This is a genomic window from Moraxella tetraodonis, assembly GCF_022359095.1.
Classification (GTDB): domain Bacteria; phylum Pseudomonadota; class Gammaproteobacteria; order Pseudomonadales; family Moraxellaceae; genus Faucicola; species Faucicola tetraodonis.
The window spans coordinates 946062-967835 of sequence record NZ_JACSYB010000001.1; the positions used below are offsets into that span (position 1 = coordinate 946062).

At 44.8% G+C, this 21774-nt stretch carries 16 protein-coding genes and 1 tRNA gene; 4 read left to right on the top strand and 13 right to left on the bottom strand.

Annotation, left to right across the window (positions count from 1 at the left end):
* Nucleotides 1-7: 7 nt before the first annotated feature.
* Both H9W84_RS04285 and H9W84_RS04290 read right to left on the bottom strand, forming a co-directional pair.
* Nucleotides 8-1063, bottom strand: a complete 1056-nt coding sequence (locus H9W84_RS04285; protein WP_239741874.1) for a methionine synthase — start codon at nucleotides 1061-1063, stop codon at nucleotides 8-10.
* Between the two features lie 61 nt (nucleotides 1064-1124).
* Nucleotides 1125-2102: a DUF1852 domain-containing protein gene (locus H9W84_RS04290; RefSeq protein ID WP_239741876.1), complete on the bottom strand. Its 978-nt coding sequence runs from the start codon at nucleotides 2100-2102 to the stop codon at nucleotides 1125-1127.
* Nucleotides 2103-2614: 512 nt separating this feature from the next.
* Between H9W84_RS04290 and H9W84_RS04295 the strand changes: the two genes are divergently transcribed.
* Nucleotides 2615-5104: a glucose/quinate/shikimate family membrane-bound PQQ-dependent dehydrogenase gene (locus H9W84_RS04295; protein ID WP_420846645.1), complete on the top strand. Its 2490-nt coding sequence runs from the start codon at nucleotides 2615-2617 to the stop codon at nucleotides 5102-5104.
* Between the two features lie 124 nt (nucleotides 5105-5228).
* Here H9W84_RS04295 and H9W84_RS04300 read toward each other — a convergent pair whose 3' ends face one another.
* Nucleotides 5229-6779 (bottom strand): cryptochrome/photolyase family protein, encoded by a 1551-nt coding sequence (locus H9W84_RS04300; protein ID WP_239741878.1) that lies wholly within the window; start codon nucleotides 6777-6779, stop codon nucleotides 5229-5231.
* A 285-nt stretch (nucleotides 6780-7064) separates the two neighbouring features.
* Here H9W84_RS04300 and H9W84_RS04305 point away from each other — a divergent pair, with 285 nt between their 5' ends.
* The gene (locus H9W84_RS04305) at nucleotides 7065-8183 is read left to right on the top strand and encodes an energy transducer TonB (RefSeq protein WP_239741879.1); all 1119 of its coding nucleotides are present in this window, start codon (nucleotides 7065-7067) and stop codon (nucleotides 8181-8183) included.
* A gap of 134 nt (nucleotides 8184-8317) precedes the next feature.
* Here the strand turns inward: H9W84_RS04305 and H9W84_RS04310 are convergent, their stop codons facing one another.
* From H9W84_RS04310 to H9W84_RS04335, 6 genes are all read right to left on the bottom strand, one after another.
* Nucleotides 8318-9832 (bottom strand): OmpP1/FadL family transporter, encoded by a 1515-nt coding sequence (locus H9W84_RS04310; RefSeq protein ID WP_239741881.1) that lies wholly within the window; start codon nucleotides 9830-9832, stop codon nucleotides 8318-8320.
* Between the two features lie 245 nt (nucleotides 9833-10077).
* Nucleotides 10078-10299 carry a translation initiation factor IF-1 gene (gene infA / locus H9W84_RS04315; RefSeq protein ID WP_007116282.1) on the bottom strand — a complete coding sequence of 74 codons (222 nt, stop codon included), beginning with the start codon at nucleotides 10297-10299 and terminating at the stop codon, nucleotides 10078-10080.
* 127 nt (nucleotides 10300-10426) lie between these two features.
* Nucleotides 10427-11233, bottom strand: coding sequence for a tRNA pseudouridine(38-40) synthase TruA (gene truA, locus H9W84_RS04320; protein ID WP_239741884.1), 807 nt, complete (start codon nucleotides 11231-11233; stop codon nucleotides 10427-10429).
* Nucleotides 11234-11294: 61 nt separating this feature from the next.
* Nucleotides 11295-12389, bottom strand: a complete 1095-nt coding sequence (locus tag H9W84_RS04325) for an asparaginase (protein WP_239741886.1) — start codon at nucleotides 12387-12389, stop codon at nucleotides 11295-11297.
* An 8-nt stretch (nucleotides 12390-12397) separates the two neighbouring features.
* Nucleotides 12398-13024, bottom strand: a complete 627-nt coding sequence (gene ybeY / locus H9W84_RS04330; RefSeq protein ID WP_239741887.1) for an rRNA maturation RNase YbeY — start codon at nucleotides 13022-13024, stop codon at nucleotides 12398-12400.
* A 3-nt stretch (nucleotides 13025-13027) separates the two neighbouring features.
* Nucleotides 13028-14212: a PhoH family protein gene (locus tag H9W84_RS04335; protein WP_239741890.1), complete on the bottom strand. Its 1185-nt coding sequence runs from the start codon at nucleotides 14210-14212 to the stop codon at nucleotides 13028-13030.
* A 346-nt stretch (nucleotides 14213-14558) separates the two neighbouring features.
* Here H9W84_RS04335 and H9W84_RS04340 point away from each other — a divergent pair.
* Nucleotides 14559-14635 (top strand) — tRNA-Met (locus tag H9W84_RS04340).
* A gap of 184 nt (nucleotides 14636-14819) precedes the next feature.
* Here the strand turns inward: H9W84_RS04340 and putP are convergent.
* Together putP and trmB are read right to left on the bottom strand one after the other, a co-directional pair.
* The gene (putP, locus tag H9W84_RS04345) at nucleotides 14820-16307 is read right to left on the bottom strand and encodes a sodium/proline symporter PutP (protein WP_099807835.1); all 1488 of its coding nucleotides are present in this window, start codon (nucleotides 16305-16307) and stop codon (nucleotides 14820-14822) included.
* Between the two features lie 209 nt (nucleotides 16308-16516).
* Nucleotides 16517-17356, bottom strand: a complete 840-nt coding sequence (trmB, locus tag H9W84_RS04350) for a tRNA (guanosine(46)-N7)-methyltransferase TrmB (RefSeq protein WP_239741891.1) — start codon at nucleotides 17354-17356, stop codon at nucleotides 16517-16519.
* Nucleotides 17357-17464: 108 nt separating this feature from the next.
* On the opposite strand from trmB, the gene H9W84_RS04355 reads away from it, so the two are divergent.
* On the top strand, nucleotides 17465-18412 hold the full coding sequence (locus H9W84_RS04355; protein WP_239741893.1) for a pilin: 948 nt from the start codon (nucleotides 17465-17467) through the stop codon (nucleotides 18410-18412).
* A 128-nt stretch (nucleotides 18413-18540) separates the two neighbouring features.
* On the opposite strand, the gene htpG is transcribed toward H9W84_RS04355, so the two are convergent.
* Together htpG and ispH are read right to left on the bottom strand one after the other, a co-directional pair.
* The gene (gene htpG, locus H9W84_RS04360; RefSeq protein WP_239741894.1) at nucleotides 18541-20511 is read right to left on the bottom strand and encodes a molecular chaperone HtpG; all 1971 of its coding nucleotides are present in this window, start codon (nucleotides 20509-20511) and stop codon (nucleotides 18541-18543) included.
* A 243-nt stretch (nucleotides 20512-20754) separates the two neighbouring features.
* Nucleotides 20755-21723 carry a 4-hydroxy-3-methylbut-2-enyl diphosphate reductase gene (gene ispH, locus H9W84_RS04365; protein ID WP_138019062.1) on the bottom strand — a complete coding sequence of 323 codons (969 nt, stop codon included), beginning with the start codon at nucleotides 21721-21723 and terminating at the stop codon, nucleotides 20755-20757.
* Nucleotides 21724-21774: the final 51 nt, after the last annotated feature.

The following is a 21774-nucleotide window of genomic DNA, read 5'->3' on the forward strand; positions in this document are numbered from 1 at the left end:
GTACTTTTTAAATTATTAGGTCGTCCAATTGATGCGTGGCTAAATAGTCATTTCGGATGAGCTTGGCGCCTTGTGCTAAGGCAAACAGCTTGGCTTGTGCCACATGACGGGGGAGCGGCGCCATCCCGCAATTGGTACAAGGGTACAAATTTTCGGCATCCACAAACTGCAAGGCTTTATGCAGCGTTGCTGCCACTTGCTCAGGCGTTTCTATCTGATGCGTCGCCACATCAATCGCGCCCACCATCACTTTTTTGCCACGAATCAATTCGATAAGTTCCATCGGTACGCGCGAATTGTGACATTCTAGCGACACCATATCAATCGCCGATTGTTGTAGTTTGGGGAAGATGGCTTCATACTGTCGCCATTCACTGCCCAAGGTTTGTTTCCAATCAGTATTGGCTTTGATACCATAACCATAACAGATATGGACGGCAGTGTCACATTTCAACCCTTCGATGGCACGTTCGAGTGCCGCAATGCCCCAATCATTAACTTCATCAAAAAATACATTAAAGGCAGGCTCATCAAATTGAATAATATCAACCCCTGCCGCCTCGAGTTCTTTGGCTTCTTGGTTGAGTAGGGTGGCAAATTCCCAAGCCAGTTTTTCACGGCTGCCGTAGTATTGGTCACTGAGGGTATCAATCATAGTCATGGGTCCAGGTAGCGCCCATTTGATAGGTTTGTCTGTGTGCTGATGTAAAAACTTGGCGTCCTCAGCAAATACCGATTGCGGGCGCGACACCGCACCCACCACAGTCGGCACACTCGCTTCATAGCGATTGCGAATTTTTACCGTAGCGCGATTGGCAAAATCAACCCCATCTAGATGCTCAATAAAGGTGGTGACAAAATGTTGGCGGGTTTGCTCGCCATCACTGACAATATCAATGCCTGCCGCTAGTTGCTGCTGCAATGATACTAATAAAGCGTCTTGTTTGCCTTGGACAAGCGCGCTGTCTGTCAGCTTCCAAGGTGACCAAAGTTGTTCAGGTTCAGCAAGCCAGCTTGGTTTAGGCAGGCTACCTGCCGTTGATGTTGGAAAAAGTGTCGTCATTGTTTTCTCTTTAATTGTTTGGTGTTAGCAAAACTGCTTAAGCGACTTATTAAGCTACTTATTAAGCGACTTGGGAATTTAACCAGTTTTGTAATAAGGTTTGGTAGGGTTTGATAAAGTGGGTTTCTGTGTATTGACCTTGTTGAATCGCTAGTTGGCTACGTTCTTCACGGTCATACTCGATTTTGGTCAGTGAATAATCCTCATGATTTAAACTGGGTTGATAACTTTGACCTGCCACGGTATTGGCGTTATAAATCTCAGGACGATAGATTTTTTGGAACGTTTCCATCGTGCTAATCGCGCTGATAAGCTCAAGGTTGGTGTAGTCATTGAGCAAATCACCTTTAAAATAAAATGCAAAAGGCGCCACTGATTTTGGCGGCATAAAATAACGCACCGATAACCCCATTTTGCTAAAGTACTCATCTGTCAGCGAATACGCGTCTTGTACATATTCAGTGCCCAAAATCGGATGACAATTGGCGGTTCGGGTGTAGGTCTTAGTGGTCGATACACTGAGACAAATCACCGGGGGTTTGTTAAATTGCTCACGATAGGCAGGCGAGTTCAACACATACTCAAACAACTTGCCATGCAAATCCCCAAAGCGCTCGGGCACGCTAAACGATGGCTGGTTTTTGTTATGCGCCAACAGCCATACACTAAAGTCATAATCGCGCACATAGGAAGAAAAACTGTTCCCCACAATGCCATCGATTCGCTGCTGGGTCTGGGTGTCAAAGATAACGGTTTTTAAAATCTCAATAGCCGGAAAGCTGTCTCCCGTACCCGCTATCTCAAGATTGGCAGACACAATCTCAAGCTCGACCTGATAGCGGTCGCCAGTCACATTGTCCCAATGTGCCAAGTCATTAAATCGATGGTTAATCATTTGTAGGGTATTGCGTAAGTTTTGCTCGCGGTGTTCACCCCGTGCCAGATTGGCAAAGTTGGTAGTCAGCCTGGTATCTTTGGCAGGTTGGTAGTTTTCATCAAATGCAATGGTTTTGATATGACAATCAATCGGTAAAGTCATGTCTATAGTCTCCGTAACAGTCGCGCAAAAAAATTTTTCTTCTAGCACCCTACGATTACTAAAAATCGTCACTGCTAAAAGTACAAAGACAGTTATACGCTAAAATGAAGATGAATGAAAACGAATTAAAATTTAAAAATAATGAATTTTATTCATTTTAAGTTTTTCCTTGAATAAAAAATGGCTAGAGAGTATCTAATCGTTTTTTATTGGCAGCACTGAGATTAGGTATTAGCGACGTCAAATTCCCTAACATAGATTCAGCGAAGCTAGTGCTGCTGTGTATTTTTTGAGGTTGACAAAGATTAATTTTGTTAGAAGTTTTACAAATTCAATAAAAGTAGATAGTTAAAAAATAATTTATGCAACAAATTAATAAATTTTGTACGTATAAAACAGGCAATTTGCAATCAGAAAGGTCAACTTACTAATTACCAACATTACGCTACAAGTCTGTAGCATTAAAGGGTGAATAGCCCGCTCTATAATCACGGGAAAATAAGGAGGGTGATATGACAATAAGCAATCATCAAAATACACCCTCGTCAGCAATCAATACGGTAAAACCACCCTATATCACTATGGCGATTTTTGCCATTATAGGATTTGTATTATTGTTTGGCGGGATTTATCTCATTAGTTTGGGCGGCTCGTGGTACTACTTGGTAGCCGGTCTTTGGATATTAGCTACGGCAGTGTTGCTTAAAAACCGCGCTGCATTGGCGCTGTGGCTGTTTGCTGCCTTATTGGTTGTGACAGCGGTATGGTCGCTATGGGAAGTGGGCAGCGATTTTTGGGCACTCGCACCTAGACTTGATATTTTAACCTTTATGGGGATTTGGCTATGGTTACCACATATCACCCGCTATGCTAAATCTCATCAGCCAATTAACCAGAAGACTCCATCATTAACACCTCAATCAACGTTCTTTGATCATACTTGGCTTACCCCGGTTCGACATGGTTTAGGCTTAGTCATTTTATCAATTTTTGCGTTGATGGGTTATGCCGCTTTTCATGACCCCCAAGAAATCAATGGTACCATCACCCGTGCGCAGCCTACGCCAAAACCATTGGCAGGCATTGCTCCTGGCGATTGGACCGATTATGGGCGTACGCCTGAAGGTACGCGCTATTCACCTTTGACCCAAATCAATGATAGCAATGTCAAAAATCTTAAAGAAGCGTGGACGTTTCGTACTGGCGACTTTAAAACCGCCAATGATTCTGGGGAAACCACTAACCAAGTCACCCCGCTTAAAGTCAACAATACCTTATATTTTTGTACCGCGCATCAGTTTTTGATTGCGCTTGACCCTGCCACAGGTAAACAAAAATGGCGCTTTGATCCGAAACTCAAGTCAGACAAAACCTTCCAACATTTGACTTGCCGTGGGGTATCGTATCACGATGACGCCAATGTCAGTAAAAATGCTGCCAGTTTGCAAGCGCGCCAAACCAAATCGGCGCTTTGCCCGCGTAAAATTATTTTACCGGTCAATGATGGTCGCTTAGTCGCCGTTAATGCCGATACGGGTCAACGTTGTAGCGATTTTGGTACCAACGGTGAAGTCAATCTGCAACAAGATATGCCATACCCATATCCCGGTGGCTACAACCCAACGTCACCGCCTGTAGTGACAGGGACGACGATTGTTATCGGTGGCTCAGTGACTGACAACCTCTCTACCAAAGAGCCTTCGGGCGTTATCCGTGGCTATGATGTTAATACGGGTAAACTGATGTGGGTGTTTGACACAGGCGCAGAAGACCCCAATGCCATCCCAGCACCTGGGCAAAAATTTGTACACAACTCGCCAAATGCATGGGCGCCGCTTGCGTATGATAGCCAAGCCGATGTCGTATATGTGCCTGTTGGTGTTGGTACGCCAGATATTTGGGGCGGTAATCGTGACCGACTACAAGAGCGCTTTGCCAACTCGGTTGTCGCGCTCAATGGCACCACAGGTAAAGTGCTATGGAGCTTCCAGACCACGCATCACGACTTGTGGGATATGGACGTACCATCGCAGCCAACCATTGCAGAATTGACCGATCAAACTGGCAAAACCACGCCTGTGGTCTATGTCACCACCAAAACGGGCAATGTGTTTGTCCTTGACCGCCGCACTGGCAAACCTGTGGTACCGGTGACAGAACGTGCCGTGCCGCAAACGGTCAAACGCGGTAACCAAACCAAAGGTGAAAAATACTCCGCCACTCAGCCATTTTCTGAGTTAAACCTTGCTCCACCGAATCCGCTACAGGATAAAGATATGTGGGGCGCGACTATGTTTGACCAGCTATATTGCCGTGCGTATTTTAAATCACTCAATTATGAGGGTATCTATACGCCACCGTCAGAAAACGGTACCTTGGTTTTCCCAGGCAATTTAGGGGTATTTGAATGGGGCGGTATTTCAGTCAATCCCGATCGCCAAGTCGCGGTGATGAATCCTTTAGCGTTACCTTTCGTCAGTACTTTGATCCCACAAGATCCTAACCGTCCACAAAAAGAAAAAGGCGCAGGCACTGAACAAGGCGTCCAGCCTATGTATGGTGCGCCTTATGGTGTTGAAATCAAACCTTTCTTATCGCCCGTCGGATTACCTTGTAAACAACCTGGCTGGGGCTATGTGGCAGGGGTGGACTTGACCACGCATCAAATCGTGTGGAAAAAACGTATCGGTACTATCCGTGATAGCTTGCCAAAACTGATGCAGTTACCGCCATTAAAAATCGGTGTACCTGGACTGGGTGGTTCGATTTCGACAGCGGGAAATGTGATGTTTGTCGCGGCGACCCAAGATAATTATATCCGTGCCTTTAATGTCAGTAACGGCGATAAACTCTGGGAAGCACGTTTGCCGGCTGGTGGGCAAGCCACGCCAATGACTTATGAGATTAATGGCAAACAGTATGTGGTCATCATGGCAGGCGGGCATGGCTCGTTTGGCACCAAGATGGGTGACTACATGGTTGCCTATGCGTTACCTAATTAGTCATAGATGTTTTAAAAAAACCACGTTAACACCTTAACGTGGTTTTTTTATGAGCCTAGATGAAGGGGGAAGTGTATTTAGTCATAATTTATATCGGCAATTAAAAAACACTTAACGATAGCAATTACTTAACTGGTTTTTTAAATGCCTCAATCGCCATCGTTCGTGAGACTTTTGTTGGGGTGTCAAGCTTTGGATAGGCGATGTGGGGATGTTGTGTTAGGTAAGTTTGCAGTTTTTGCTCATCGTTGATGATGTTAGCTGGCACTGTTGCAAGCTCGGGCACCCAGTATTGGATATAGCTGGCGTCAGGGTCATGCGTTGCCGCCTGACTAAATGGATTCATCACCCGAAAATAGGGCTGAGCATCGGTACCGACGGAAGCTGACCATTGCCATCCACCATTATTACTGGCAAAATCACCATCTACCAAATGCTGCATAAAATACGCCTCACCCCAACGCCAATCGATCAGTAGGTTTTTGCTCAGATACATCGCCACCACCATACGCAGCCGATTGTGCATAAAACCTGTAGCATTAAGACAGCGCATCGCTGCATCCACCAGCGGCACGCCGGTCTTACCTTGATACCAGCTTTCAAAGTCGGCTAGGTCATAGCGCCAAGCCACAGATTCATCGAGTGGGGTCAAAAACGCCTTGCCTTTAACGATATCTGGACGGTTAACCATAACGTCATAATAAAAATCGCGCCAAGCCAGCTCGCTAATCCAGCGCATGATGTCTTTCTCGCTTCCCAGTCCTTGCTGACTGTTCAGCTTTTGTCTGGCTTTGAGATAGCATAATCTTGGTGATAGCATACCGATTGCTAAATAGGGCGATAAACGACTGGTCGCACCCAAGTGATTATTCAAAGCGGGCACGTCTCTGGCGGTATTGTAATCAGCGATATGTTTTTTTAAAAAATCATCCAGTCGTGATTGGGCAGCCGCTTCACCGGCAGGGTATAACAATTGTGCTAACTTACCCACGTGATTGAGCTGTTTATCGAGCGCAGGGGTGGGGGTAAGATAAGCGCGATAAAATGCATCAATCGTTATATAGTCATTGGTATTGGTATTGGTATTGCGGCTGTCTTTGGCAACTTGTGTGGTATTTATAGCCATGGCGGCAGGGGTGGGCGATAGGGTTAAGTCGGCGGTTTCAATCATCGCAAGCCAACGCTTGTAAAAAGGGGTAAAGACTTTGTACGGCATACCTTTGTCGGTGACGATACGCTGAGGGGCAATCACCTGACTATCATCAAACCATTGGGTAACTATGCCCAACGACTGCGCCTGCCGGGCGATATATTGATCGCGGGCAACTTCATTAACCGGGTACTCCAGATTGGCAAATACATGGCTAATAGAAAGCTGCTGGCAAAGCTCAAGCACATCCGTCGCCTGCAAGGCAAAATCATCCACCACTCTGATGATAATACCAATATTCAACTGAGATAAACTCTGCTCAAGTGCGCGGATTTGCCGCAGTATCAAGTCAATTTGCCACAGCGATTTGCGGTGGGATTGCCATTGCTTGGGTGTCAAATAAACCACGCCTATGACACCAGCATGGTTTTGCTGTGCATGCTCACAGCAAGCCGCAAAAGCGGTATTGTCAAAGGTGCGCAAATCTTGGCGAAACCACATCAAGTTCATTGTGCTGCTCATCATCTTTACCCCAATACAACAGTTTATCGTTAGGGTATTATGTCAACAAAAGGCTTGGCTTCCCAAGACATTTTTTCAGGTTTATTGTGCCATCATAACGGTAAAACACCACTCATGCCGTTGCAAAAATGTGCAATGACCTGCACCAAAAGTCGGGTAAACGTTGTGTTGGCTTTGCGATATACGCGCCTTAAATAGCAAACTAACTATTTGATTTATGGCACAATTATATTAAGATGGCAATATCATCTGCCATCATTCAAGCGTGCATCAAGCGATTTCCCTGTTATGCTATTTACCCCATCATCCGATAACAAATCGTCAAAACTATATATTAGTGTAGCGGTAGTTGGCATCGTTACCGCGTTGCATGGGCTGCTGCTATATCTATTTTTTCAGTACCAAACGCCATTAAAAATCAAACCGCAAACCACACAGCCGCTCGAAATTAGCTTTATCCAGCTGAAGCCTCAACACTCCTCGCAGACCTACCATTCACAACTGCAGCCTGTCGCCATTAATCATGCGAACCCTGCCAAACAAGCTTATCCTAGCGATAACACACAAGCAGCTGATATTAAGGAAAAACCGTTATCAAAACCAAACCCTACACCCGCTAAACTGGTGAATCACCAAGCAAAAGATAATACCCACAAGCCAATCGAACTCAGACCAACGATAGATAATTCGACTAACCAAAAAAAAGCCAGTCAACCTAAAATTTCGTTATCTACAGCAAGTCAAATTCAAACTGAAAATCAAGCAAAAACCCTGGATATTCCTAGCCAGCCATTACTGAACGCGCATGAAAATAACGCCCACTATAAACAACAGCAAGCGGCGCAAATAGAACGCAACATAAGTTCAAACACTAGCCAATCTCTTACTCAACCCAAATCAGCTACTATCACAAACTCAGCTAATACCAACCAAAGCCATACCAATGCCGATAATGCTTTAAAACCTATAACTCACGATGAGCGTCCTAAATCATCTGAAGAGTCAATGCGTCCTCAAATACGAAAAACGCCAAATCAGCCCGTTAGCCCAGTTATTTCAGCTATCCCCGCTGTCCCAGCTAGTAATTCGTCACCAAAACCAGCAACACCCATCACCTTTGGCAATGCGGATGCAAGTTGGCAGAAAAAACCTAACACGCAGTTACCCCCCAATTTATCCCGTATTGTGACACTAAAACAGCTATCAAGCCTGCAAGTAAAACTCAATGTCAACGCGCAAGGTGGCGTGGAAAAATGCAGGATTACGCAAACATCGGGTGATTCAGAGGTGGATAAATTTATTTGCCAACAAGTGCAAAAAGCCAAACTTTACCCAAAAAAAACCAATGGCGTCACGGTACCAAGTATTGGTAATCTCACCATAGCACTGACCAATCTTGCAAATTGAACCATACAATATGTTGTTGAAGCGGCACCTATGTAATAATCATAAAAGGCTTACTGTATCAACAATTGATTAACTAGACACATAAAAAAGCCAACCTGATGAACAGATTGGCTTTCATGTTATTGAAAGTTAGCTTATTTCTTTTGGTAAGATAAACGTACACCGTATACCCAGCCATCATTGTCTTGGAAATCGCCAACAATGCTACCATCGGGTAGTTTCGCTTTGGCATCACCAAACATCAAGTATTTAACGCCACCTGAGACAGCCCATTCAGGTGTCAAATTGTATTTTGCGCCCAAGCCCACATTCCAGTTACCCTCCACAGGTCCTAGAGAAGTGATAGGATTGCCTGCACCTGAGTCATAACCCACAGCGCCCGAAATAGCTAATTGTGGCGATAGTTTCTTACCTAGACCGACTTCAGCAGTCCAAGCGTCATCGTCATAAGAAACTAAATTTAAACCACTTGCGCTACCATAGATTTTTGGTTTAATCGCAAAATCGCTCCAAGGTACCCAACGTGCTTTTGCGGTTAAAAGAGTTGTTGGATTGATACCTGTTTGGAAATCTAAATTAACAGATTTTGGCGTGGTGATAGTAATTTCATTGGTGCCGACACCCGTTGCACCAAGTGCAGGAAGATTTTCCGTCATATTGACGTCGTGGTCGATTTCAGAGCGATAAGTTAACGCGGCTTTGAGGGCAATTTCAGGTTTTAAATAAGCAATCCCAGCCATCCAGCCATAAGCCGTATCACGCGTAAAATTTGCATCATACCCAGAGGCAGTTTTATAAGCGTTACCACGTAATTGAACATCACCTTCTAAACGCTGAATCGTAGGACCACCATAAATTTGAATATTTTTCTTTTCACCCAGTTTTACCCCCAACAGTCCTGTGAAATTTTGGCTGCTGATAGAAACGTTGGTGGCACCTGTGACTTTAGATAAATTTTGTGAAGCTGCTTGTGCGGTAGATAAAGTCTTAACTGCTTGGTTACCAGCCGCAACTTGGGTAGTACCTGCAGCAATCCCTTGTTGAAGTGCAGTAATTTGTGGCGTTAAAACAGGTGCTAATGCAGGGTTAGCAGCCAAAGCAGCTTGGGCTCTCGCTAATTGGGTATTTGCTGCATCTAATCGCGCTTGCCCTGCAGTAACTTGATTTTGGATGGTTGAGATAGCGGTTTGCAGTTCTGTGGCATTGGTCACAGGGAGCGCAATACCTGCACTTTGCAATCCTGCTGCTGCCTGAGCATAGATACCATTTACTATAGAAGTTGGTGCACCAACAAAGTTGTTATCGCCAGAAAACTCAACATCTGCGCCCCAAGGTTGATCAAAAAATGCCCCTACGCTGATGGTGTCATTGACATCGGCTTTTGCGCCAAAGTTTAAAAACTGGTAGTCATCCGCCATATCAGGGACATTGCGACCAGCGGTAAAGTTTGCGTCAGTTGTCGCAACCTTTGCGTTATCTTTACCCTCGATTGTTGGATCGATGGTAATGTGCTCAACATAGGCAAAAGTACCTTGCTCGGTAAAAGCCCAGCTTGGTTGGGTAGAGCGGTCTAGACCGGCGGCATTTGCGATGGAAACAGTAGAAAGCGTAGCAACAGCTAGCGCAAGAGAAGAAATTTTAAATGACATGTGAAGCTCCCTGTTTGATTTTAATCATCACGTCTAACAGCTAATTTAATAAAAACTTATCAGTAAATTAGAATTGACGTAGTACCTTCCTTTGGTTAGGTAAAGAATAATCAAAATTTTAACAATTGACAACCGTAGAATCACATTTTTGTAAGAATTTATTGACCTGAGCAGTCACGAAAAAAAGAGGGTGTTAACTCAATGAGTTAACACCCTCTTTTTACTGACTATATCTAGCTAAACAACTATCGACCGCGGTAAGTGATACGTCCTTTCGATAAGTCGTAAGGTGTCATTTCAACTTTAACTTTATCGCCCGTTAAGATACGAATATAGTTTTTACGCATTTTTCCAGAAATATGCGCAATAATTTCATGCCCATTTTCTAAACGCACTTTAAATAATGTGTTAGGTAAAGTATCGACCACTTCGCCTTCAAATTCAATTACATCGTCTTTTTTTGCCATAATACCTATATCTATGAGTCAAATGTATAAATGCAGATTATACGCTGATGCGTGTGTTATCGCAACTTTTAAGCCCTAAATCAATCAATTGAAAAAAACAGCTAAAAGATTTGCGCGCATTGCGCTGTCATTCAGGCAAATTTAGCCAAATAGGGGATAGCCTTGTTGCCGGTAATAGTGATTGAAATTGGGGTGGATATAGCGCGTTGATAAAGTATAACCCATCGGCAGAAGCCGTCGCTGCCGCAAGTGACCGATTTTTGCTCAGTAGCAATGCTTCAATCCATGCGACTGGCTTTTCACCGCGCCCAATTTCAAATAACGTACCCATAATATTTCGCACCATGTGATGTAAAAAACCATCGGCTTGGATATCCAGTACCAATAGCTCACCATGCTGAATCAATTTGGCAAAATGGACATGGCGCACAGGCTGATTAGATTGGCAGGAAGCGGCACGAAAACTGGTAAAATCATGAGTGCCTTCCAGATAGGTCGCTGCCTGCTGCATCAGTTGGACATTAAGCGGGGCGTATTCATGAGTAATTTGCTGATTGAGTATCGCAGGTCGAAAGGGGTGATTGAGGGTAATATAGCGGTAGCGTCGCGCAATGGCAGAAAAGCGCGCATGAAACTCAGCGGGCATCACTTGTATCCAGCGCACCGCGATATCATCAGGTAGCAGAGAATTTGCGGCACGCAGCCAATTATAAGGCTGACGTTTGGCACTGGTTTGAAAATGGGCAATCATATTTGACGCATGGACGCCGGCATCAGTACGACCCGCAGCGATGACTTCTATGGGTTCATTAGCTATCTTTGATAACGCTGCTTCAACATGCTGCTGAATACTATCAACTTCTTGTTGTCGTTGCCAGCCGCGATAGCGAGTACCAATAAATTCAATGCTGATCGCATAAGTATTTACAGTCATAAAAAAGCCAATTTTGCCAAAACCTACGATAAAAAAGCCTAGTATAACAACTAATCAGTTATTAGGCGACGGTGTGGGTATCTTTTAGACAATGCGCCCAGCGCTGACGGCGGCGAGCAGGGTTATCATAACTGCCAATCAACCAAAGCAGACGGGCAAATATGGCAGGTAAGGTCAATCGTCCCGTCATCAAAACCTCACATTGAGCCAGCCATGCCCCCGCTTCATACGCTTGGCTCACGCCACCATACGCGCATTGGGTGGTCACTGCAACCAGACAGCCTTGTTTTTTCGCCTGTAATAATTGGTTTTTAATGGATTCGGTATACGGCACATTGCCTGCACCAAATGCCAAAATAATGATGGCATCAGGTTTTTCAGACAATAAATTACCCAAGCGAGCAGCGAGCAAATGCGTATCCACTGGCGTTAAATAGAGTGTGGCAATATTGGCATGGGACAAGCTGTCAAAGACTTGCGGCAATTGACTCAACCGATCTTCTAGCCACAGTTGATGCTGAGCTTGGGTGATTTTTGCGGTATAGCTATTGGCAGGATAACCAGCACGATGGTGCCCCACAAACGCCATTAAATCATGGCTATGAATTTTTTGCACCGTTTGCGCAGGCCAATCTTCACCAGAAAAACACACCCGCACCCCAGGCTCACCATGACGGGCTAGTTTGCAAGCATCAAATAAATTCTGCGTGGCATCGCTCTGCGCGTCGATGCGGTAATCGGTTAACACATTGCTATCAAGCAAAGGTCTCATCGCCCCTGTCACCACAATACTGATATGACTACCCGCAAAACACTCTGCCAAAAAAGCCGCCAGGTAGCTGAGCGTATCCGTGCCTGTTAGCACCACAAATTGGCGAAGCCCTTGCGCAATGGCTTGTAGTATCAATTGATAAAAATGCGCGAAATCAGCAGGCGTTAACTGGCTACTGTCTTTAATGACATGGTTATCCAATATCCGCCAATTCACAGGGTCGTGTGCATGGTTTGGGTAGGTGGCAAAATGGGTCTGTAAAATCTGTGATAACACAGGTAAAAAAATATCAGCATCTAAGCTAGCAAGCGGTTTGCCATAACTGCCAAAAGTGCCGCCCGCGTAGATGATGCCAATACCTGATTTGGTGATAGATTTACTCAATTGAAATTTTACTCATAAGGGTTGGCAACGGATAACTTATCAAGGACAGCGATTTCAATCGCTTCCATTTCATCTTGCTCAGCTTGCCCAAGTTCATGGTCAAAACCCAGCAAATGCAGCATACCATGCACCAGCAAATGGGTCAGATGCTGCTCTACTGTCTTGCCTTGCTCAGGGGCTTGACTGACCACCACCGCATGGCAAATCACTAGTTCACCTAGCGGCAGTGCGGGCAGTAATTCTAGTACAGCTTCAGGCAACTCACTGGCATAGGATAAAATATTGGTGGCGTAGTCTTTGCCACGCGCATCTAAATTGATGGCGCGAGCTTCCACAGGCTCCGTGACATAAATTTCTAATTCAACGGTTTTTTGAAAGATAAATTCGCCCAGTTGACTAGGTATCTCGGTAGTGTCTTGATGGGTTTGAAAATACTGCAGAACTTGCTGCAAAATAGCGGCAATCTTGTCTTGTTGGTACAAGACTTCAAGTTCGCCAAAATTTGGCAGTTCAAGTAAGTCTTCGGCAAAACTAATTATCACTTGACTCATCGGCACTTGACCAAGCGGCGCTTGCGGCAAAGCGCCAGCTAAATCACCTGCTAAATCAATTTGGGTTGGCAAAGCTGATGACATAAGCTACTCCGCGATACCTATATCAATGGGTGTGTTATCAATCGGAGCTTTATCATTCGGTGCTTTATCAATCGGAGCATTGTTATCCGTCACCCCGATAGCCGAGCTTGCGGCTTGGGACTGTGCTTGGCTTTGTTCAAGTAGGCGCGATTGCTTTTTGGCTTCTTTAATCGCTTCTTGCGCTTCATCGTATTTGTCGTAGGCTTGCACGATTTTTTGAACCAATTGATGGCGTACCACATCTTTGCTATCAAACCGCGTCACATGAATCTCTTCAATATCCGCCAAGATTTCTAGCGAATGCCGCAAGCCTGACTTGGTACCGCGAGGTAAGTCCACCTGTGACATATCGCCCGTGATGACCGCACGTGAGCCAAAACCCAAACGAGTCAAGAACATTTTCATCTGCTCAGGAGTGGTGTTTTGTGCTTCATCCAAAATCACAAACGAGTTATTTAAGGTACGACCGCGCATGTAGGCGAGGGGGGCTACTTCAATGACTTGTTTTTCAATCAGTTTTGCCACTTTTTCAAACCCTAGCATTTCATATAAAGCATCATAAAGTGGGCGTAAATAAGGGTCAATTTTTTGGGTCAAATCCCCCGGTAAAAAGCCCAGTTTTTCCCCGGCTTCTACCGCAGGGCGCACGAGCAAAATACGCTCAATCTCATTGCGCTCTAGCATATCCACCGCACAAGCCACCGCCAAGTAAGTCTTACCCGTCCCTGCAGGCCCTACGCCAAACGAAACATCAGACAGTAAGATTTTTTTGACATATTGCTGTTGGTTGTAACCGCGCGGGATGATTTTTCCTTTACGGGTTCTCAAACTAATCGGGGTGAAATCAGTACTATCGGCGCGCTCGCTGCCATTTTCGCTAGCGGCATCATTTTCTAGCGCTAAATCTTGCTCACGGCTAAAACTCGTTTGCACGAGCAGGTGCAAATCTTCTGGCGAGATGACGTCGTTGCTTTGTGCTTCATCGGCAAGCTGTGCCAAAATACGCTCAGCACGCGCGACTGAATCAAGCTCACCTGAAATCACAAAATCAGTTTTGCGTTGGTGAATGTGCACTGACAGGCGATGTTCAAGGTACTTAATATGGTTATTGTATTCGCCCAATAGGGTTTTGAGTTGATGGGCTTTTAGAGATGATAAATCGACCGTTCTGCTGATGGTATCGCTCAAGAGTGCTTCCTTTTATGGGTTTTTATAGTTTTGATAAATCATAAGGTTGAGAGATTAGGGGAGTGTGACAGTAACCAATATTATATTTTGGCACGTTGATACTATTATGGTAAATATATGCAAAAATTCAAGTGACGTTAACGGGTTTTTGTCATTTCAAGTGATTTTGAGGTCGACACGGAGCCAATGCTCAGCCACGACGGGCAAAAAATTAAATTTTGAGAAAATGAAAAAAAATGTGACAAAATGCTTGACGACATAGGGTTAAATACGCATAATATGCACCCCATGACAGGCAAGAAATAGTTTCAAAATTCTGCCTAAATCCTGCAAATTTGCCAAACATGGCGATGTAGCTCAGCTGGTTAGAGCGCACGACTCATAATCGTGAGGTCAAGAGTTCAAGTCTCTTCATCGCCACCATTTGCAAATAAATTAACGCCCAGGATTTTGACAAGTCCCGTATTTTGCTAAGCCAAGCATTTTGATGTTTGGCTTTTTTGTTGTTTTTCATTTGACAATAAAAATGAAAATAAAAAACAAAAAAAGGGCGATAGCTGTATCACCCTTTTGTCATTTAAATTACTGTTTAAATTGTCATTCAATATTATCGAGCTGCGTTAAAGGCTTTATTGGCATCATCAAAACGTGCCATGACTTTGTCAGATGCGGGCGTTAACAGCGACACCACATAGATGGCAATCATGCCTAAAATAAAGCCTGGTACGATTTCATAAAGACTACTACCGGTTAATGGTTTCCAAGCGATGACTGTCAACGCGCCTACAAGCATACCCGCCAATGCACCTGTGCCAGTCATACGTCGCCAAAATAATGACATCAATACCACAGGACCAAACGCCGCGCCAAAACCTGCCCAAGCATAAGAGACCAATCCCAACACTTTGCTGTCTGGGTTTTGGGCAATGACAATGGCAATCGCTGAGACCAAAAGCACCATGAAGCGACCAATCCAAACCAGCTCTTTTTGCGTGGCAGTAGGGCGAATAAACCCTTTATAAAAATCTTCTGTAATCGCGCTTGAGCATACCAATAGCTGACAGCTGAGGGTACTCATGACCGCCGCCAAAATAGCCGACAATACCACACCGACAATCCAAGGGTTAAATAACAATTGTGCCAAACCGATAAAGATACGCTCGTTGTTATCTTTTAAGATGGCAGTTTGCTCAGGATGCACCGTCATATAGGCAAGCCCAAAATAACCGACCGCCACCGCGCCTGCTAGGCATAAAATCATCCAAGTCATACCAATACGACGGGCACTATTTAGTGATTTGACCGAATTTGCTGCCATAAAACGCGCCAAAATATGTGGCTGACCGAAATAACCCAAGCCCCACGCAGCCGCACTGATGATACCGACGAATGACGTACCAAACAGCAAGTTACCGTAGTTTTTGTTATTTGCCTGTGCCGCCATACTGACTGCCGCATGAATTTCATCCATACCGCCTAAGTTTAAATAAACCATGATGGGCGCAAATACCAGCGCAAAAATCATCAAACTTGCCTGAATAGTATCTGTCCAGCTTACCGCCAAAAATCCTCCAATAAAGGTATAGATAATGGTGGCAAAAGCCCCTAGCCACATAGCCGTGGCATAGTCAATTTCAAACAAGCTTTCAAATAGCCGCGCACCTGCGACAATGCCTGAGGCGCAATAAATCGTAAAGAAAAACAAAATAATCGCCGCCGAAGCAATTTTAATCAATTTATTGTTGGCGCCAAAGCGGTGGTGAAAGTATTCAGGCAAAGTCAGCGCATTGTTATTAAACTCAGTATGCACCCGCAGTCGACCCGCCACTAAAAGCCAGTTAAAATACGCACCAATCACCAAACCAATTGCAATCCAAGATTCACTCAGCCCCGATACATAAATCGCCCCAGGTAACCCCATCAGCAGCCATCCTGACATATCTGACGCACCCGCCGACATCGCGGTCACAAAACTGCCCAGACTACGGCCACCCAAAATATAGTCATCAAAGTTGCGCGTAGCAAAATATGCCGCAAACCCGATGCCTAACACCAAAATCAAATACAACGTAAATGTAATATAAACGGGTGTCATCCCATCACTCCTAAGGTCATCCCGATTCAAGGTAATAAAACCACTAAAAATTGATAGCAGTCATAGAGATTTTACGTGGCATCACACGCTAATCGACATCCTGATAGATACCATCTAATAACGAAAAGTCACATTGTAGAAAAATTTTAGGTATAAAAAAAGGATAATCGCTGTGATTATCCTGTTTACGGCATAAAATTGTCAACGCGCTAAACTTTGCGATACATAATATCGTAAATAGCGCGACCTTCCTCCATACCGCGTTTTTCAAATTTAGTCAGTGGGCGAAAATCGGGACGTGGCAAAAAGTTACCTATACCTTCGCTGTTTTTGCCTTCGACATTTGCAAACGCGGATAAACTATCCATGACTTCAATCATCCAGTGGGCATAATGTTCCCAATCGGTGGCAGCATGAAACATGCCGCCTTTTTTCAGCACCCGTTCCACCACCCTCATGCGATCAGCACTGACAAAACGGCGTTTGTAATGGCGCTTTTTTTGCCAAGGGTCGGGAAAATACAACTGCAGCGTGTCAATATGCGCCGCCGGTAATTGCTGCATCAGCGCAATGGCATCGCCACTGATGAGTTTGAGGTTATTTAGACCCAGTTCGCCTGCCAAAAATGCACAATTACCCAGTCCTGCCTCATGCACTTCAATACCGACAAAGTTTCGTGTTGGGTCATTTTTTGCCATTTCCACCAAGCTTGTGCCCATACCAAAGCCGATTTCAAATGTCAAAGGTGCATCAGGGTTTGAAAATAGCTCACGCAAATTGGTTATGCCGCCGATATCCATCGCTTGTATTGCGTCCAAATTGGGCTGGACAAAAAAATGGGCAAAGTCTGACTGTAACCCAGCTTCTGCCTTTTTGCCCACATGGGTTTTGCGTTTCATAAAAGTTTGAATGGCGCGATAGTGCGGGGATGAATCAGGGTTTTCATCATTTGGTTGTAGGGCAGTGGATGGATTGGAAGAAAACAATGGTGTATCGTTGCTAGCTGAAGTGACTGTCTCAGAAGTTTGGGTATGTTGGGGTGTCATCATTTGCAAAAATCGTAGTTGGTGTGATAAAGGGTGGTTGTGATAAAATTCGGCTATTATAAGTGAAAACCCCAAAAAGTGAAAACAACCAATGGATAATCCCTAATCGCCATGTTATTTCTTGAAAAAACATCACCGCCGCCATTTTGGCAGCCACAGCTAACTGATAAACAGCGTCTGATGTATGACAAAGCCTTTATCGGCAATCGTTCTCAGGCGTATTATCTCAAGCGTTTTGCCCAGTTTGATCAGGCAGGGCGATTGACGGCAAAGTGGCATTGGGCAGGGTTTTTGATGACGTTTCCTTGGCTGTTATACCGTAAGCGATTCTTAGATAGCATTGTCTATTCGGTGGCGGGATGGTCATTTATTCAGCTCAATGTCACCATCATTTTGGTGGCGATAGAGTACTTATTGATACGCAATCTTGATGAAGCGATTCGTATGCCGCTACGTATTGGCATTGGGCTTGTGATTTGGTTATTTTGGTCGGTGATGGTGGCACGTTGGAGCGATGCTTATTATTATCGGATGGCGCGCCGTGAAATCGCCGATGCCATTGAAATGTACCCGCGTGATGAGGAAAAACAGCTGGCGCATATCCGCAGGCACGGCGGTGTGAGTTTGGTAGGTTTGGCGCTGGCTTTTGGGTTTTATGCGTTTTCTTTGTTTGTGATACAAGTGCAGTTTTTGCCGATTTATGCCAAACAAAAAGCCAATGCCACGCTGTTTGAAGTGCTTGATATCGTAGAAAGCGCACAGGGACGAGTCGATGCCATTTACAAAGCCACCGGTCAATGTCCTGTCAATACACCGCTAAGCACAGATAACCAAAAAGTGGTGTTAAAAGTGCTCACACAAGCAGAAAGCATCCCAACTGACAGTCATTGTATGATTCAGGCGACAGTACGAGGGGTGCCGTTTCCCAATCGCTGGCTCAATGGTCAGACGCTGACCATGTACCGCATTGGTGATAGCAAAGTCGATGGTAGTTGGGGATGTATCACCTCACTCAATCGCAAGCAAATTCCCAAACAATGTATGCTTGCCGAGCGCTGATAAAATAGTGGATCTTACAACCACTAGCCGATGCGATGGCGGTGGTTTTCAAAAAAAACCGAAGCCTAAGCAACAGCCTAGGCTTCGTTTTTTATTTATCAGTTTTATTTTGAAGTCAGCAAAATAACTTACTTCATCAACAACGCATTGATGCGTTTTAGATAAGCGGCTGGGTCTTCAAGCTGACCGCCTTCGGCAAGTAATGCTTGGTCAAAAATCACTTGCGCAAGGTCATCGAACTGCTCTGCGCTTTCCAATTTTTGAATGAGCGGATGGTTTGGGTTGACTTCCAAAATTGGCTTGCTCTCTGGCACAGGTTGACCCATTTGTTTGAGCATTTGCATCATCTGTGGTGATAGTTCACCATCAGCCGTCACTAGCAAAGCAGGGCTATCGACAAGGCGATTGGATACGCGCACATCTTTAGCCCGGTTACCCAACACGCCTTTGAGTTTTTCTACCACAGGCTTGAAGGTTTCTTCCGCCTTTTTGGCTTCTTCTTTTTCGGCTTCATCGGTCAAATCACCCAAGTCTACCGCGCCTTTGGCGATGTTTTGTAGCGGTGTGCCATCGTACTCAAACATAAAGTTCATTGCCCATTCATCAACCGGGTTGGTCATTAAGATGACTTCAATGCCTTTTTTCTTGAACACTTCAAGTTGCGGACTGGCTTTGGCGGCGGCAAGGTTTTCAGCTGTTAGATAATAAATCGCCTTTTGACCGTCTTTCATACGACCTTTATAGTCGTCAAAGCTGGTGACCACATTGTCATCAGTGGTAGTGGCATAGCGCAATAATTTGGCAATTTTATCCTTATTGCTTTGGTCTTCACCCAAGCCTTCTTTTAAGACGTTGCCAAATTCAGCATAAAACTGTCTATATTTTTCTTGTTTTTCGGCTTCATCGCTATTGGCTAGGCTAGCTAGCACAGTCAATATACGGCGAGCGTTACCATCGCGAATAGATTTGACATCGCGAGACTCTTGCAGGATTTCACGGCTGACATTGAGCGGTAAATCCGCGGTATCAATCACCCCTTTGACAAAACGCAGATACATCGGCAATAACTGCTCGGCATCATCCATGATAAATACACGTTTGACGTACAGTTTTAGACCGTGTTTTTGCTCACGTTGGTACAGGTCAAACGGCGCTTTTTTAGGGATATATAGCAGCTGGGTATATTGGAGACGTCCTTCGACACGGTTGTGCGTCCAAGTTAGCGGTTCATCATAGTCATAGGTAAGATTTTTATAAAATTCTTGATACTCTTCGTCTTCAATTTCTGAAGGTGAGCGCGTCCATAGGGCATTGGCTTGGTTGATGGTTTCCCATTCGTCAGTGGTTATCATTTGACCTTGGGGCATCTCATCTTTGGCAGTTTCGTCCCCTGCTTCTGAATTAGCAGTTTTTTGCGCGTCAGTGAGTTCTTCTTCTTGCCAAACTTCTTTGCGCATTTGGATGGGCAAGCTGATATGGTCAGAATATTTATTGACTAAAGATTTGATTTTTTGGCGGTCAAGGTATTCACTGTGTTCATCGGTGATATGCAAAATCACTGTCGTGCCACGGGTAGGCTTTTCGATGGTTTCGGTGGTGAATTCACCGGTACCGTCTGAAACCCAGCGTACGCCTTGGCTGGCAGGTTCACCTGCTTTACGAGATTCCACCGTGATGGTGTCCGCTACGATAAAACCTGAATAAAAACCCACCCCAAATTGACCAATCAAATTACCGTCTTGTTTTTGTGCATCGGATAATTTTTCTAAGAAAGCTTTGGTGCCGGACTTGGCAATAGTACCCAAATGTTCTACGGCATCGGCTTCATTCATACCGATACCATTGTCAATAAAGCTGATAGTTTTGGCATCTTTATCAATATCAATGCGAATGCGTAATTCACTGTCACCTTCATACAGCGCGTCGTTTTGATTGCCTTCAAAGCGCAACTTGTCACAGGCATCAGACGCATTTGACACCAGCTCACGCACAAAGATATCCGCATTTGAATAAAGCGAGTGGGTGACTAGATGTAATAGTTGCGCGACTTCAGCTTCAAAGCTATGTTTTTTTGGCTCAGGTTTGTTTGAATCTGCCATAGTAAGTAACTCCTAAAAATAAGAATAACAATAAAAATAATTAACCCAATTTATGATGGTTCGTTGTCATAGTTAGGGTGAGTCTAAAACTATTTCAAGCACAAGCGGCACAATTTTTTAATTTTTAAATAATGAAAAAATGCTGCAAGCATTCTTTAAATCACCAATAATTAAATGACCAATAAAAAGCCGAGCATACTTATACCCGGCTTTACTTGCCATCTGTCCGATACTATATCTCTGTTAAATCTTGGATTCACTAGGATTAGGCAGTTGGGGTGAGCGTAACGCTTTGGGCAAGCTAAAGGTCACGTTTTCCAAAATACCTGATAATTCTTCAGGTTTTTCGCCGCCCCAAGATTGTAAGGTATCTAACACTTCTTGAATCAATACTTCAGGCGCGGACGCACCCGCAGTCACGCCTACCGTATCCACGCCTGCAAACCAGTCTTTTTGCATTTCGCCGGCATTATCAATCAAATGCGCTTTGGCGCCCAAGCGCTCCGCGAGTTCACGCAAGCGGTTAGAGTTGGATGAATTGGGTGAGCCCACCACTAACACCACTTGACAACGCGCCGCAAGCTCCTTGACCGCATCTTGACGGTTTTGGGTGGCATAACAAATGTCATCTTTACGAGGCGCATGGATTTTGGGGAATTTATTTTTTAGCGCATCAATCACTTCTGCGGTGTCATCCATCGATAGGGTGGTTTGGGTGACGAAAGCCAAATCAGTATCGGTCGGTAGGTCAAGATTGGCAACATCCACCACATCTTCAATTAAGTGAATACGTCCACCGTATTGTGGATCGAAGCGCCCCATCGTGCCTTCTACTTCTGGATGACCGGCATGACCAATCAACACCGCGTCTACGCCTGTTTTGGCAAATTTATTGACTTCGATATGGACTTTGGTAACCAGTGGGCAAGTGGCATCAAACACTGTCAAATCACGGCGTTCGGCTTCATCTTCCACGGCTTTGGAGACGCCATGTGCTGAAAAAATCACAATCGCCCCATCCGGCACTTCATCCAACTCTTCCACAAATACCGCACCGCGATTGGCAAGGTCTTCCACCACAAACTTGTTGTGTACCACTTCATGGCGCACATAAATAGGCGGTTCAAAGCGCTCAAGGCAGACATTGACGATTTCGATGGCTCTATCGACCCCAGCACAAAAACCACGGGGATTGGCGAGTAAAATTTTCATAATGCAGTTCTTCAGTCATTGATGATTCATGTAGCTAGTTTACCATGAGTT

What these genes read in the sequence shown, in the direction of transcription:
- ispH (WP_138019062.1), bottom strand. Translation starts at nt 21,723, where the DNA reads ATGAAAATTTTACTCGCCAATCCCCGTGGTTTTTGTGCTGGGGTCGAT.
- H9W84_RS04300 (WP_239741878.1), bottom strand. Translation starts at nt 6,779, where the DNA reads ATGATGAGCAGCACAATGAACTTGATGTGGTTTCGCCAAGATTTGCGC.
- H9W84_RS04305 (WP_239741879.1), top strand. Translation starts at nt 7,065, where the DNA reads ATGCTATTTACCCCATCATCCGATAACAAATCGTCAAAACTATATATT.
- H9W84_RS04295 (WP_420846645.1), top strand. Translation starts at nt 2,615, where the DNA reads ATGACAATAAGCAATCATCAAAATACACCCTCGTCAGCAATCAATACG.
- infA (WP_007116282.1), bottom strand. Translation starts at nt 10,299, where the DNA reads ATGGCAAAAAAAGACGATGTAATTGAATTTGAAGGCGAAGTGGTCGAT.
- truA (WP_239741884.1), bottom strand. Translation starts at nt 11,233, where the DNA reads ATGACTGTAAATACTTATGCGATCAGCATTGAATTTATTGGTACTCGC.
- ybeY (WP_239741887.1), bottom strand. Translation starts at nt 13,024, where the DNA reads ATGTCATCAGCTTTGCCAACCCAAATTGATTTAGCAGGTGATTTAGCT.
- htpG (WP_239741894.1), bottom strand. Translation starts at nt 20,511, where the DNA reads ATGGCAGATTCAAACAAACCTGAGCCAAAAAAACATAGCTTTGAAGCT.
- putP (WP_099807835.1), bottom strand. Translation starts at nt 16,307, where the DNA reads ATGACACCCGTTTATATTACATTTACGTTGTATTTGATTTTGGTGTTA.
- H9W84_RS04355 (WP_239741893.1), top strand. Translation starts at nt 17,465, where the DNA reads ATGTTATTTCTTGAAAAAACATCACCGCCGCCATTTTGGCAGCCACAG.
- trmB (WP_239741891.1), bottom strand. Translation starts at nt 17,356, where the DNA reads ATGATGACACCCCAACATACCCAAACTTCTGAGACAGTCACTTCAGCT.
- H9W84_RS04290 (WP_239741876.1), bottom strand. Translation starts at nt 2,102, where the DNA reads ATGACTTTACCGATTGATTGTCATATCAAAACCATTGCATTTGATGAA.
- H9W84_RS04285 (WP_239741874.1), bottom strand. Translation starts at nt 1,063, where the DNA reads ATGACGACACTTTTTCCAACATCAACGGCAGGTAGCCTGCCTAAACCA.
- H9W84_RS04310 (WP_239741881.1), bottom strand. Translation starts at nt 9,832, where the DNA reads ATGTCATTTAAAATTTCTTCTCTTGCGCTAGCTGTTGCTACGCTTTCT.